The organism is Amycolatopsis sp. MtRt-6, assembly GCF_017308975.1.
GTDB lineage: Bacteria > Actinomycetota > Actinomycetes > Mycobacteriales > Pseudonocardiaceae > Amycolatopsis.
The window spans coordinates 35,486-48,074 of the sequence record NZ_JADWPD010000015.1; the positions used below are offsets into that span (position 1 = coordinate 35,486).

The 12,589-nt window shown below is 71.8% G+C and carries 15 protein-coding genes; 7 read left to right on the forward strand and 8 right to left on the reverse strand.

All coding sequences use genetic code 11. From position 1 onward, the window contains the following. Positions 1–92: 92 nt before the first annotated feature. Both I4Q55_RS24710 and I4Q55_RS24715 read right to left on the reverse strand, forming a co-directional pair. Complete coding sequence (locus I4Q55_RS24710; protein ID WP_043783873.1) at positions 93–278, reverse strand: hypothetical protein; 186 nt, start codon at positions 276–278, stop codon at positions 93–95. A 145-nt stretch (positions 279–423) separates the two neighbouring features. Further along, positions 424–636 (reverse strand): BldC family transcriptional regulator, encoded by a 213-nt coding sequence (locus I4Q55_RS24715; protein WP_206790896.1) that lies wholly within the window; start codon positions 634–636, stop codon positions 424–426. A gap of 279 nt (positions 637–915) precedes the next feature. Here I4Q55_RS24715 and I4Q55_RS24720 point away from each other — a divergent pair, with 279 nt between their 5' ends. From I4Q55_RS24720 to I4Q55_RS24730, 3 genes are read left to right on the forward strand one after another with little or no spacing between them, the layout of a single operon-like run. After that, on the forward strand, positions 916–1,389 hold the full coding sequence (locus I4Q55_RS24720; protein WP_167384413.1) for an Lrp/AsnC family transcriptional regulator: 474 nt from the start codon (positions 916–918) through the stop codon (positions 1,387–1,389). Positions 1,390–1,400: 11 nt separating this feature from the next. Then, entirely contained in the window at positions 1,401–1,688 is a 288-nt protein-coding gene (locus tag I4Q55_RS24725) for a DUF4229 domain-containing protein (RefSeq protein ID WP_206790897.1), read from the forward strand. After that, the gene (locus I4Q55_RS24730; RefSeq protein WP_206790898.1) at positions 1,685–2,767 is read left to right on the forward strand and encodes a PLP-dependent cysteine synthase family protein; all 1,083 of its coding nucleotides are present in this window, start codon (positions 1,685–1,687) and stop codon (positions 2,765–2,767) included. The genes I4Q55_RS24725 and I4Q55_RS24730 overlap by 4 nt, the downstream gene beginning before the upstream one ends. Here I4Q55_RS24730 and I4Q55_RS24735 read toward each other — a convergent pair. From I4Q55_RS24735 to I4Q55_RS24750, 4 genes are read right to left on the reverse strand one after another with little or no spacing between them, the layout of a single operon-like run. Continuing rightward, entirely contained in the window at positions 2,764–3,636 is an 873-nt protein-coding gene (locus I4Q55_RS24735; RefSeq protein ID WP_206790899.1) for a 1,4-dihydroxy-2-naphthoate polyprenyltransferase, read from the reverse strand. The two genes, I4Q55_RS24730 and I4Q55_RS24735, sit on opposite strands and share 4 nt — an antisense overlap. Before the next feature lie 50 nt (positions 3,637–3,686). Further along, entirely contained in the window at positions 3,687–3,824 is a 138-nt protein-coding gene (locus I4Q55_RS24740; RefSeq protein ID WP_206790900.1) for a hypothetical protein, read from the reverse strand. A 51-nt stretch (positions 3,825–3,875) separates the two neighbouring features. Continuing rightward, entirely contained in the window at positions 3,876–5,000 is a 1,125-nt protein-coding gene (menE, locus tag I4Q55_RS24745) for an o-succinylbenzoate--CoA ligase (RefSeq protein ID WP_206791096.1), read from the reverse strand. Between the two features lies 1 nt (position 5,001). Further along, positions 5,002–5,925 (reverse strand): 1,4-dihydroxy-2-naphthoyl-CoA synthase, encoded by a 924-nt coding sequence (locus I4Q55_RS24750; RefSeq protein ID WP_206790901.1) that lies wholly within the window; start codon positions 5,923–5,925, stop codon positions 5,002–5,004. A 54-nt stretch (positions 5,926–5,979) separates the two neighbouring features. On the opposite strand from I4Q55_RS24750, the gene menD reads away from it, so the two are divergent. The 3 genes from menD to I4Q55_RS24765 all read left to right on the forward strand — a co-directional run bounded on the left by menD (position 5,980) and on the right by I4Q55_RS24765 (position 9,749). Further along, entirely contained in the window at positions 5,980–7,656 is a 1,677-nt protein-coding gene (gene menD / locus I4Q55_RS24755; protein WP_206790903.1) for a 2-succinyl-5-enolpyruvyl-6-hydroxy-3-cyclohexene-1-carboxylic-acid synthase, read from the forward strand. Positions 7,657–7,777: 121 nt separating this feature from the next. Further along, positions 7,778–9,289 (forward strand): M1 family metallopeptidase, encoded by a 1,512-nt coding sequence (locus I4Q55_RS24760; protein ID WP_206790904.1) that lies wholly within the window; start codon positions 7,778–7,780, stop codon positions 9,287–9,289. Positions 9,290–9,311: 22 nt separating this feature from the next. Next, complete coding sequence (locus I4Q55_RS24765) at positions 9,312–9,749, forward strand: DUF3592 domain-containing protein (RefSeq protein WP_206790906.1); 438 nt, start codon at positions 9,312–9,314, stop codon at positions 9,747–9,749. A gap of 173 nt (positions 9,750–9,922) precedes the next feature. Here I4Q55_RS24765 and I4Q55_RS24770 read toward each other — a convergent pair whose 3' ends face one another. Together I4Q55_RS24770 and I4Q55_RS24775 are read right to left on the reverse strand one after the other, a co-directional pair. Beyond that, positions 9,923–10,480 (reverse strand): GNAT family N-acetyltransferase, encoded by a 558-nt coding sequence (locus I4Q55_RS24770; protein ID WP_206790908.1) that lies wholly within the window; start codon positions 10,478–10,480, stop codon positions 9,923–9,925. Between the two features lie 30 nt (positions 10,481–10,510). Next, positions 10,511–11,341: an inositol monophosphatase gene (locus I4Q55_RS24775; protein ID WP_206790910.1), complete on the reverse strand. Its 831-nt coding sequence runs from the start codon at positions 11,339–11,341 to the stop codon at positions 10,511–10,513. A gap of 177 nt (positions 11,342–11,518) precedes the next feature. Here I4Q55_RS24775 and I4Q55_RS24780 point away from each other — a divergent pair, with 177 nt between their 5' ends. Further along, positions 11,519–12,589 carry a glycosyltransferase family 1 protein gene (locus I4Q55_RS24780; protein ID WP_307793294.1) on the forward strand — a complete coding sequence of 357 codons (1,071 nt, stop codon included), beginning with the start codon at positions 11,519–11,521 and terminating at the stop codon, positions 12,587–12,589.

Consider the following 12,589-nt stretch of genomic DNA (forward strand, 5'->3'; position numbering starts at 1 on the left):
CCCCCCCTGCCCCCCCGCGGGGGTGTGTTTTTTTCGGGGCAAAACCCCCAAACCCCCCCCCCCCCCCGGCGGCGGCGAAGGTAAAGGGCTTCCTAAAGGTCTTCGTCCCGGCGTTTGCGCTGCTGTTCGGCCAGCTGGCGCAGGAAGTCGGGGTCGTCGTCCGGGGCGAGGGGGGCGCGGCGCGGTGCCGAGGGCACCCCGATCCGCTGGCCGGCGAACGACCGCCACAGGAGCAGGGCGACGACCAGCGCGCCGACCGCCGCGAGCAGAGCGAGCATGCCGGATCCTTCCGTATGGCTGCCTGTCCCCCGAGGTTAACCTCTCCGGCCGTGTGGTGGGCCTGAAGCCGACCGGAAGAGCACGAAGGCCGTGTCGGGGACGGGGTGGTTCCCGTACCCGACACGGCCCTGGCGTCCGGATGGTTCAGGCGGTGCGCGCCGGTTCGCTGGCGTCGGTGGTCAGCTCGGCGAGGAGATCGTTCACCTCGGCCTCGCGGAACCGCCGGTGTCCGCCCGGCGTGCGGATCGAGCCGATCCGGCCTGCGGTCGCCCACCGGGTGACCGTCTTCGGGTCTACGCGGAACAGGGCTGCCACCTCGCCAGGGGTGAGCAGACGTCCGCCCATCGTCGCGGTCATTTTCCGCCTCCTTCACGAACTCACTGCTATACCGGAGGCGTCCGGGCCCTTCTGGACCGTCGCGCCGGGGTAGCCAACAAGGCAATCGTTGCACTTCACCCGCCAGGTACTCGAACGGTTGTCTTTGAGTAAAGAGCCCTTAAAGGTCAAAACGGACAGGTTGCGCACGCTCGGCAACTACCCGTCGGTGACCTGACGAGCCAAGATGTCGCTCCGCCGGGCTACCGGGCGCGAGGCGTGGTGCCAATGGGGGATTGTCCAACCGCATAGAGTGATCCCGTGGATCAGTTGGACCGGAAGATCATCGCAGCGTTGCGCATCAACGGACGGGCCACTTACGCCGACCTCGGCCGGGCCGTCGGGTTGTCCGCCTCGTCGGTGCACGAGCGCGTGGGCAAACTGGAAGCCGCCGGCGTGATCACCGGCTACCACGCGGTCGTCGACCCCAGCTCGGTCGGCCTCGGCGTCACCGCCCTCGTCGGCATCCATCCCACCGACACCGCGACCGAGGACGACGTCGCCGACGCGCTCGGCGAGCTCGACGAGGTCGAGAGCTGCTACGCGGTGGCCGGCGACGAAGCGTTCGTCGTCAAGGTGCGGGTGCCGACCGTCGACGAGCTGGAACGCACCCTCGGCCGGCTGCGCCGCATCCCCGGCGTCGGGCGGACGAACACCACCGTGGTGCTCTCGACGCGGTTCGAGGGCCGCCCGAACAACGCGGGCCTGCAGAAGGACCGCGCGGGCGGGGCGTAGCCTGCGTTGATGTGAGCGACGAGAAGGCCCCGCAGCTGGCCCGTGACCTGACGCTGTACCTGCTGGCGCGGTTCGTGCTGGTCGCGGTGATCGCGTGGGCACTGTCCCTGGCCGGGGTGCCGCTGCTGGTGGCCCTGCTCATCGGCCTGGTTGTCGGGCTGCCGCTCGGCCTGCTGCTGTTCCGCTCGCTCAACGCCCGCGTCACCGCCGGGCTGGCGAAGCGCAACGAGAAGCGGGCCCGCGCCCGTGCCGAGCTGCGCGCGCAGCTGCGCGGCGACACCGCCGGGCAGTCCGAGTGAGCCGCCCGCACAACCGCAGCTGGGTCCGCGAGGCCGTCCGGATCATCGAGGCCGACGCCAACCGCAGCGCCGACACGCACCTGCACGTCTTCCCGCTGCCCCCGGAGTGGGGCATCGACCTCTACCTCAAGGACGAGTCGGTCCACCCGACCGGCTCGCTGAAGCACCGGCTGGCCCGGTCGCTGTTCCTCTACGGGCTGGTCAACGGCCAGATCGGGCCGGACACCGTGCTCGTCGAGGCCTCCAGCGGCTCGACTGCGGTGTCCGAGGCCTATTTCGCCCGGATGCTGGGGCTGCGCTTCATCACCGTCGTGCCGCGGCGCACGTCGAAGGAGAAGATCGCGCTCATCGAGTTCTACGGCGGCGAGTGCCACTTCGTCGACCAGGCCCCGGCGATGTACCCCGAGGCCGAGCGGCTCGCGGCCGAGTGCGGCGGGCACTACCTCGACCAGTTCACCTACGCCGAGCGCGCGACGGACTGGCGCGGGAACAACAACATCGCGGAGTCGGTGTTCGCCCAGATGCGCTCGGAGCGCCACCCGATCCCGAAGTGGATCGTCGTCGGCGCCGGCACGGGCGGCACGAGTGCGACGTTCGGCCGGTACGTCCGCTACAAGCGCCACACGACGAAGATCTGCGTCGTCGACCCGGAGAACTCGTCGTTCTACGGCGCCTGGGAGACCGGCGCGCTGGACTACGGCACCGGCATGCCGTCGCGGATCGAGGGCATCGGGCGGCCGCGCTGCGAGCCGTCGTTCGTCCCCGGCGTCATCGACGAGATGTTCCAGATCCCCGACGCGGGGTCCCTGGCGGCCATCCGGCTGCTGCGCGAGCGCACCGGGCACTGGGCGGGCGGCTCGACGGGCACCAACCTCTACGGAGCGTTCCGGCTCATCTCCCGGATGGTCGAGGACGGCCAGGCGGGCAGCGTGGTGACGCTCCTGTGCGACGGCGGCGAGCGGTACGCGCACACCTACTACAACGACGAGTGGCTGGCCGAGCAGGGCTTGGACCTCGCGCCGCACACGGCGTTGTTCGAGGAGTTCCTGACGACGGGGAAGTTCGTTCCGGAGAGCTAGAGGTTCAGCGCGACCGCGGTGACCACGGACCACACCAGCATGGCCAGGCCGGTGTCCCGCAGGGCGGGGATCAGCTCGCGCCCGGTCTTCCCGCCGTGGACCGCGCCCACGGCCGGGAGCAGCAGGCCGATGGTCAGCACCGCCACCGGTGCCGTCGGATAGCCGATGAAGACGAACGACAGGCTGATCAGGTACGGCACCGCGATCAGCGCGAGGTAGAGCCGCCGGGTGCCCTTGTCGCCCAGGCGGGTGGCCAGGGTGCGCTTGCCGGACTCGATGTCCGTGGGGATGTCACGCAGGTTGTTGGCCGTCAGGACCGCCGTCGAGAAGCAGCCGACCGCGACCGCGCACGCCAGCGCCGCCCAGCTCACCCGCCCCGCCTGGACATACACCGTGCCCAGCACGCCGGCCAGGCCGAAGAACACGAAGACGGCGATCTCGCCGAAGCCGTAGTAGCCGTAGGGCTTCTTGCCGCCGGTGTAGAACCACGCGCCGAGGATGCACAGCGCGCCCATCCCCAGCAGCCACCAGCGCCCGCTGAGCGCCACCAGGAGCAGGCCCAGCACCCCGGCGAGGCCGAGGGAGACCAGCGCGGCGGTGAGCACGGCCTTCGGCGCGGCGACACCGGAGCCGACCAGCCGCAGCGGGCCGACGCGGTGCTCGTCCGTGCCGCGGATGCCGTCGGAGTAGTCGTTGGCGTAGTTGACGCCGACGATCAGCGAGAGGGAGACCAGCAGCGCCAGCGCCGAACGCCACCAGGAGAACGCGTCCAGCGCGATCGCCGCGCCGGCACCCGCCACCACCGGCGCCACCGCGTTGGGCAGCGTCCGCGGCCGGGCACCTTCGATCCACTCGCTCAAGCTCGCCATGGCGCCATTCAACGCCATGGTGATCTACGGGCGAGCCGGAACCCGGGAACTCAGTCGCCGCCGGGCAGCTGCCAGACGAGGGACCCGCTGCTGGGGTCCACGCCCTCGGCGAGTGCCGCTCCCGCGGGCAGCAATACGCCCAGCGTGACGGCCGTGGCCACGAGTGCAGTTCTGAACCAGCGCGTCATGGTGAGTAGCCAAGCGGGCGCACCCTGTATGTGTCAACGAAGTGCCACCATTCAGCCGGTCGGACGCGCCCCCAGCCGGGCCCGTACCGCCGCCCGGTCGACCTTGCCCGGCCCGCGCAGCGGCAGCTCGGGGCCGAATTCGATGCGCTTCGGGGTGGCCGCCGCGCCGAGTTCCGCGCGGACCGCCGCCCGCAGGTCGCCGTGCTCACCCCGTGGGACGACCAGCGCCACCACGGCCTCGCCCCACTCCGGGTCCGGCACGCCGACGACGCACGCGTCCCGCACCCCCGGCTGCGCGCAGAGGCACCGCTCGACCGCGGTCGCCGACACCTTCACGCCGCCGGTGTTGATCATGTCGTCGGCCCGGCCGAGGACCTCGACGCGGCCGTCGTCGTGGCGGACGCCCCGGTCGGACGTCGTGAACCAGCCGTTCGAGAAGGACTCCGCCGTCAGGTCCGGCCGCCGCCGGTAGCCGTGCGCGAGGACGTCGCCGGCGATCCGGATCCGGTCACCCGAGACGTCGACGCGGACGCCGTCGAGGGGGACTCCGTCGTAGACGCAGCCGCTGGCCGTCTCGCTCATCCCGTACGCCGGCACGATGCGCACCCCGGCGTCCGCGGCGCGCTCGCGCAGGGCCGGCGAGGTCGCCGCGGCGCCCACCACGATCGCGTCGAACGTCTTCGCCGCGGCCAGCCCCGCGCCGCCGTCGTCGAGCAGGCGGACCAGCTGGGTCGGCACCAGCGCCGTGTACCGCGGGCTGCCCTTCAGCCGGGCCGCCGCGGCGGCGAAGTCGTCCGGGCGGAAGCCGGTGCCGGGCAGCAGCGCCGGGGTCGTCCCGGCCAGCAGCGACCGGACCAGCACCTGCAGCCCGCCGATGTAGTGCGCCGGCGTGGCCAGCAGCCAGTGCCCCGGCCCGCCGAGCCGGGCGTGCGTGGCCTCGGCGGACGCGGTCAGCGCGCGGGCCGACAGCAGGACGCCCTTCGGTGCGCCGGTCGAGCCCGATGTGGCGATGACCACGGCGGTGCCCGGCTCGGCGGGCTCGTCCGGCGCCATCGCGTCGCGCAGCGCGGGATCGGTGAACGGCAGCACCGCCGGGCCGCCGCCCAGCGCGGCCGCGACGGCCGCCTTCAGCGTCTCGAGCGCTTCGGGCGAGCCGTCGAGGTGGACCGGGAGCAGCTCAGTAGTAATAGGGGACGTCCTTGAAGTCGGGGTCGCGCTTCTGGAGGAAGGCGTCACGGCCTTCGACGGCCTCGTCCTGCATGTAGGCCAACCGGGTGGTTTCGCCGGCGAACAGCTGCTGGCCGACCAGGCCGTCGTCGGTGAGGTTGAAGGCGTACTTCAGCATCCGCTGCGCCGTCGGCGACTTGCGCGTGATCTCCCAGGCCCAGGTCAGCGCCTCTTTTTCCAGGTCGGCGTGCGGGACGACCGCGTTGACGGCCCCCATCTGGTGCATCTGCTCGGCGGAGTACTCGCGGCCGAGGAAGAAGATCTCCCGGGCGAACTTCTGCCCGACCATCTTCGCCAGGTACGCCGAGCCGTAGCCGCCGTCGAACGAGCCGACGTCGGCGTCGGTCTGCTTGAACTTCGCGTGCTCGGCCGAGGCGAGGGTGAGATCGCACACGACGTGCAGCGAGTGCCCGCCGCCCGCGGCCCAGCCCGGCACCACCGCGATCACGGGTTTCGGCATGAAGCGGATGAGCCGCTGGCACTCGAGGATGTGCAGCCGGCCGGCCCGCGCCGGGTCCACCGTGTCGGAGGTCTCCCCGCTCGCGTACTGATACCCGGACCGTCCGCGAATACGCTGGTCACCACCGGAGCAGAACGCCCACCCGCCGTCCTTGGGCGACGGGCCGTTCCCGGTGAGCAGGACACAGCCGACGTCGGCGCTCATCCGGGCGTGGTCGAGGGCGCGGTAGAGCTCGTCGACGGAGTGCGGGCGGAAGGCGTTGCGGACCTCGGGGCGGTCGAACGCGATGCGCACCACGCGTTTGCCCCCGCGGCTCTCAGCGGAGCGGTGGTAAGTGATGTCGGTGAAGGCGAAACCTTCGACCTCGGTCCACGCGGCCGGATCGAACAGCTCGGAAACTCGGGCGTCATCCACGTTTGCGAGGATAGGACGTGTGGACATGAACGATCGCTACCCAGGGGCGTGCCGGTGAACCCTTCCACCGCGCAGGCCAGGGTGATCGTCGACGAGCTCGTCCGCAACACCGTTTCGCACGTCGTCCTCTGCCCGGGCTCCCGCAACGCGCCGCTGTCGATCGCGCTGTACGACGCCGCCGCCGCGGGCAAGCTCCGGCTGCACGTCCGCATCGACGAGCGCGGCGCCGCCTTCCTCGCCCTCGGCATCGCCGCGCGCACCGGCCGCCCGGTCGCCGTGCTCTGCACGTCCGGCACCGCGGCCGCGAACTTCCACCCGGCGGTCCTGGAGGCCGACCGGGCCGGCGTCCCGCTGATCGTCATGACCGCCGACCGGCCGCCCGAGCTGCGGGCCGCGGGGGCGTCGCAGGTCATCGACCAGCACCAGCTCTACGGCGACGCCGTCCGCTACTTCGACGAGCTGGCCGTCGCCGAGCGGCGGGCCGGCCAGAACTCGTACTGGCGGAGCCAGATCTGCCGGGCCTGGAACGCCGCCTACGGCGAGTGGCGCTGCGGGCCCGTGCACCTGAACATCCCGTTCCGCGAGCCCCTCGTGCCGGACCTCGACGACGACGGCGAGTGGTACGAATCGCTCGACGGCCGTCCCGACGGCTCCCGCTGGACCGAGCTGCCGGACTTCGGCGCGCTGCCGTCGTTCGTCGTGCCCTCGGCGCGGCACGGCCTGGTGATCGCGTGCGACACCGGCGTCCAGGCAGCCAGCGAGTGGGCCGAGCAGCACGGCTGGCCGGTGATCTCCGAAACCGGCGGGATCGGGCTGTCCGGCGGCACGGCGATCTCCTCCGGCGCGTGGCTGCTCGGCGTCGAGGAGTTCATCTCGCGGCACAAGCCGGAGCAGGTGCTCTGCCTCGGCCGTCCGACGGTGTTCCGGCAGATCCAGCAGGTGATCTCGGACCCCGGTGTCGAGGTGCTGCTGGTGCGCCCGGACTCGGACTGGCCGGCGCCCGCGCACAACGTCCGGCAGGTCGGGCAGTGGTTCGACGAGCCGACCAAGCCCGCCGACCCGGAGTGGCTGGCGAGCTGGCGCCGGGCCGACGCGGCGGCGGCGGCCGCGGTCGCCGACACGCTGGCTTCGGAGACGTGGCCGTCCGGGTTGCGGGTGGCGACCGAGCTGGTCGACGCGCTGCCGCCGGACTCGCTGCTGGTCGTCGGCTCGTCCAACCCGACCCGGGACGTCGCGCTGGCCGGCCGCCTGCGCCCGGACGTCCTCGTGCACCGCAACCGCGGTGTCGCGGGCATCGACGGCACGGTCTCGACGGCCATCGGAGCCGCGTACGTGCACCGAGGCCCGTCGTACGCGCTGCTGGGCGACCTGACGTTCCTGCACGACGCGTCCGGGCTGCTGACCGGGCCCGCCGAGCAGCGGCCCGACCTGACGATCGTGGTCCTCAACGACGACGGCGGCGGCATCTTCTCGCTGCTGGAGCAGGGGGCGCCGGAACACTCGGCCAGCTTCGAGCGCGTCTTCGGCACCCCGCACGGCGCCGACCTGGGCGCGCTGTGCGCGGGCTACCGCGTCCCGCACGTCGTCGCGGAGACGCTGACGGAGTTCCGGGCGGCCCTGGAACCCGCGCCGGGGCTGCGGGTCGTCGAGGTGCGGGTGGACCGCTCGCGGCACCGCGACCTGCACGGCCGCCTGCGGGCGGCGGTGTCCGCGGCTGTCTCCGCGGGGTGACGTCAACCGCTTTCCGGGTGTAATCCCAGTAGGCAAGAAACCTCCCTTCGGCTGTTCCTGGGGTGTGCCCGGCTGGCTACGTTCGAGCGCGCTGCTTCTCACTCCTTCAGGAGGAAAACGAATGCGTGCAAGAACGCGCACCGGCCTCGGTGCGCTCGCGGCCGGCGTCGTCTCGGTGCTGCTCGCCGGCACCGCGAGCGCGGCGCCCGCGCCCGGCGCTCCCGGCGTCGGCGACCCGTACTACCCGAACGCCGGCAACGGCGGCACGGACGTGCTGCACTACGACATCCGGCTCTCCTACCAGCCGGCGACCGACCTGCTCTCCGGCACCACCACGCTGCTGCTCACCGCGACGCAGGACCTCTCGCGGTTCGACCTCGACTTCGCGCTGAAGGCGTCGAGCGTGCGGGTGAACAACCGGCCGGCGCGGTTCGCGAACCAGAACGGCAACGGCGAGCTGGTCATCACGCCGGCGCAGCCGCTGCTCAAGGGCCAGACCGCGACCGTCGTCGTCGCCTACGCGGACACGCCGTCGACCGAGAAGGTGGACGGCCTCAACGCGTGGAAGAAGGGGTCCTTCGGGGCGCTGGGCATCGACGAGCCGCAGAGCTCCGCGTGGTGGTTCCCGGCCAACGACCACCCGACCGACAAGGCGACCTACGACGTCACGATCGAGGCGCCGGACGGCAACGCCGCCATCTCCAACGGCACGCTGGTCCGCAAGTCGAAGCAGCGCGCCGGCTGGACCCGCTGGCAGTGGCGCAGCACCAAGCCGCAGGCGACCTACCTGACGTCGTTCATCGTCGGCAAGTACGAGGTCGTCGAGTCGACCACGCCCGACGGCAAGCCGTTCATCAACGCTTACGGCGCCGACCTCGGCGACTCGCTGTACGCGGCGAAGGCCAGCGTCGAGCGGACGCCGGAGATCAACGAGTTCCTGGCGACGCAGTTCGGGCCGTACCCGTTCGAGGCCCAGGGCGGCGTCGTGACCAGCGGCATCGGGTTCTCCCTGGAGAACCAGACCCGCCCGACGTACGGGGCGCGCAACTTCCGCTTCGGCTCGAACACGACGTTGATCGCGCACGAGAACGCCCACCAGTGGTTCGGCGACGACGTCTCGCTGGGGCGCTGGAGCGACATCTGGCTCAACGAGGGCTTCGCGTCGTACGCGGAGTGGCTGTGGTCGGAGCACGAGGGCGAGGGCACGGTCGCCGAGCTGGCCCAGTACACGTACGACTCGAACCCGGCCGACGGTGACCTGTGGAAGCTCGTCCCGGCCGACCCGGGCGCGGACAACCAGTTCGACAACGCCGTGTACGACCGGGGCGCGCTGGCGCTGCAGGCGCTGCGGACGGCCGTGGGTGACCAGGCGTTCTTCGAGATTCTGAAGACGTGGCTGGCGCAGAAGGCCGGGTCGCACGGGCGGATCCTCGAGTTCATCGCGCTGGCGGAGAAGATCTCGGGCAAGCCGCTGCACGACCTGTTCCAGACGTGGCTGTACACGGCGGGGAAGCCTTCCGTGGGGCCGAACGGTGCTGCCGCCGCCGCCGCTCGTGTTGCCTCGGTGAAGCCACGCTCGTACGACCAGATCCAGCAGAACCACCGGTTCCTCCACGCCGAACACGCGGGTTGAGCGGGACCGCTACGCTCGCGGCGTGAGCACGAGAGGTGAGCGGGCGAGGCGCGTCGGGTGGTGGACCATCCTCGGCGTTGCCTCGCTGCTCACCGTGATGTGCGTTTGCCTGCTGTTCGCGGCTGTCCGGAACGACAGCGCCATCTCGGCTCAGCTGGGTACGGCTACGGCCACCGTGGACTCGGTGGCTTTCGATCGGACGATCATCCACTTCGAGACGCCGGACGGGATCGTGCACAGCCCGGCCAACGGGGTGCTGTATCCGGATGGGCTGGCTGCCGGGCAGCTGGTGCGGATCGAGTACGACGCGTCGGATCCTGAGCTGGCTCGGGTGGCTGGGCGGTCCGCTGCTTTGACGTTGCTGCCGCTGGGGAGTTTTGTGTTCTTCACCTGGGTGGTGGCTGGGCCGGCGCTTTGGTGGATTCGGCGGCAGAACAAGCGGGCGAAGGTTGCGGCCTGAGGTGTTTCCGCTCCTCGCCCTCGACCGACCGGACAGCTCCCCGCCACACCCTGGGGGCCGTGCCCTGTTCCAGTTTATCGGCGGCCGGCTTCACAACCGGGTGACGCGGCGAATCTGTGGACAGCCGGACCCGATGTGGACAACTCGGCCCGGGCTGCCGATCCAGCCGTAGCTCAGCCCGCCGTCTTCAGCCAGTGGCTCCGGGTGATCTCGTACTCCACCTCGCCCTGCTCGGCGCCCTCGATCGGGTCGTCGTACTCGGCCGCCGAGGTGAATGCCCTTGCGAACGTCAGTCCCGCCGAGGCCATCGTCGCCCGGGATGGCTTGTTGACCGCCATCGTCTGGGCGAAGATGCGATCCAACCCCAGCTCCTCGAAGCCGTACCGAAGCAGCTCAAGCGACCCTTCCCGGGCGTAGCCCTGCCGCCAGTGGCGGCGCAGCAGGCGGTAGCCCAGCTCTGCCTCGCCTTCGACGTCCGGCTGGTCCGGGCCGTGTGGTGGCCGCAACAGCCACCACCCCACGAAGTCCGCACCCGCGAATCCCATCCAAAACCCGAACCCGGGCGCGGTCGCCATCCGGCGGATGTGCGCCCGCTCGACTTCGGTGCGCGTCGAGGCGCGGCCGGTGAGATACCTCATCACCTCGGGGTCGGAGTCCAGCTCGTACTCCAGCTCCAGGTGCTCGTCGGCGAGGGGCACCAGCGTGAGCCGCGGGGTGTGGAGGGTCGGCATGCTTCGATCTTCACCCCACGCGCAACCCGATTAGCCCGCCGTCTCCTGCCACCAGCCGAGGACCTCGTCCGCCACCCCGGGGGCCGCCACCAGCAGGCCGTCCGTCGGCAGTGCCGTGTCCTCGCCGTGCTTGTCCAGGACCACCGCTCCCGCCTCGATGGCCATGGCCACCGAGCCCGCCACGTCCCACTCGTGATAACTGTGCAGCACCGCCGCCGCCGCGTGACCCAGTGCCACCTGGGCGATCGACAACGCCGCCGAGCCGAGCACGCGCACCCCCGCGTGGGCCGCCGCCGCTCGCTCGATGAAGCCGCCCATTCCCGGCCAGGGACCGGTGCGGGCCAGCTCCGTGCACACCAGTGCCCCCGCCGTCACGCAGCGGTCCGCCAGCTGGATCGGCTTGCCGTTCGCGCGGGCTCCCCGGCCGCGCGCCGCCGCGTAGATCTGGGCGCGGTACGGGTCCGCCACCACCCCGACCACCGGGCCCGCCGCGTCCACCAGCGCCAGGCTGTACGCGCACCACGGCACTCCGGCCACGTAGTTCGCCGTGCCGTCCACCGAATCCACCACCCAGCGGTACTCCGCGACGTCCGCTCCGTGATCCGCGCCGAACTCGTGGCCCACCACCGGGATGCCCGGGAACTCCGCCGTCAGGACGCGCCGCGTGTGGCGCTCCAGAATGCGATCCGTGTCGGTGACCCAGTCGAACGGCGAGTCCAGCGTGGACGGGTGGGCGCCGCGGCCGGCGGTCGCGGTGATCACGTCGGTGGCGTCGTTGGCCAGCCGCCCGGCCACTTCGAGCGCCCTCGACAGCAGGCCGGGCTCGACGGGCCGCGGCGGCCGGGAGGACAAGAGGGTCATGCCCGCCTAGTCTGGGCCACCCTGGTTTCCGGCACGCGACCTTGAGATGACATGTCGTAGCCGATCTGTTCCGGCAGCGTTGGCCCGCGTGTCACACCACCGCCAGGATCGGGTGCGATCGTCCAGGACGTGCGAGTCGCCATAGTCACCGAAAGTTTCCTGCCCCAGGTGAACGGCGTGACCAACTCCGTCCTGCGGGTCGTCGAGCACCTGCGCGAACGCGCGCACGACGTGCTGATCATCGCGCCCGGCCCCGGCCCGGACTCCTACCGCGGCGCCCCCGTCATCCGGATCCCCGCGCTCGACGTCCCCGGCGTCAGCTCCCTGCCGATCGGCCTGCCGACGCGCACGGTGCTCACCGCGCTGGCCGCGTTCGGTCCCGACGTCGTGCACCTGGCCTCGCCGTTCGTCGTCGGCGCGCGCGGGCTCGCCGCCGCGAGACGGCTGCGCGTCCCCGCGATCGCCGTCTACCAGACCGACATCGCCGGGTTCGCCGCCGCGTACGGCTTCGGCCTCGCCGCCCGCGCCGCGTGGCGGTGGGTGCGGCGGCTGCACTCGCGTGCCGACCGGACCCTCGCGCCCTCCAGCGACTCCGTCGAACAGCTGCGGCTCCACGGCGTCCCGCGGGTGCACCGCTGGGCGCGCGGGGTCGACATCGACCGGTTCTCGCCGTCGCACGCCGACCCGGCGCTGCGGGCCGAGCTGGCGCCGGACGGCGAGCTGCTCGTCGGGTTCGTCGGCCGCCTGGCGCCCGAAAAAGAGGTCGACCGGCTGGCCGCGCTCGCCGGGGTGCCGGGGATCCGGGTGGTCGTCGTCGGCGACGGGCCCGAACTCGAAAACCTCAGGGAACAGCTCCCCGGCGCGGCCTTCCTCGGCGCGAAGTACGGCGAGGACCTCTCGAAGGCGTACGCCAGCCTCGACGTCTTCGTCCACACAGGACCGCACGAGACGTTCTGCCAGGCGGTGCAGGAGGCGATGGCCTCCGGGCTGCCGGTGCTCGCCCCGGACGCCGGTGGCCCGAAGGACCTCGTCCTGCCCGGCCGCACCGGCTACCTGCTGCCCGCCGACCGCGAGCGGTTCGGTCCGGCGCTGGTCGAAAAGGTCGACGCCCTCCGCGACGCCGCGTTGCGCGCGAGGCTCGGCGAAAAGGCGCGCAAGGTCGTGCTGGGCCGGACCTGGCCCGCCGTCTGCCACGAGCTGCTCGGGCACTACGAAGCCGTGCGGGGCCGGGCCGCCCGCGCGGCCTGA

Excerpts from the sequence above, each read along its gene's own strand:
- I4Q55_RS24775 (WP_206790910.1), bottom strand. The coding sequence starts at position 11,341 with ATGACCCTCTTGTCCTCCCGGCCGCCGCGGCCCGTCGAGCCCGGCCTG.
- I4Q55_RS24760 (WP_206790904.1), top strand. The coding sequence starts at position 7,778 with ATGCGTGCAAGAACGCGCACCGGCCTCGGTGCGCTCGCGGCCGGCGTC.
- I4Q55_RS24740 (WP_206790900.1), bottom strand. The coding sequence starts at position 3,824 with ATGACGCGCTGGTTCAGAACTGCACTCGTGGCCACGGCCGTCACGCTG.
- I4Q55_RS24770 (WP_206790908.1), bottom strand. The coding sequence starts at position 10,480 with ATGCCGACCCTCCACACCCCGCGGCTCACGCTGGTGCCCCTCGCCGAC.
- I4Q55_RS24715 (WP_206790896.1), bottom strand. The coding sequence starts at position 636 with ATGACCGCGACGATGGGCGGACGTCTGCTCACCCCTGGCGAGGTGGCA.
- I4Q55_RS24735 (WP_206790899.1), bottom strand. The coding sequence starts at position 3,636 with ATGGCGAGCTTGAGCGAGTGGATCGAAGGTGCCCGGCCGCGGACGCTG.
- I4Q55_RS24710 (WP_043783873.1), bottom strand. The coding sequence starts at position 278 with ATGCTCGCTCTGCTCGCGGCGGTCGGCGCGCTGGTCGTCGCCCTGCTC.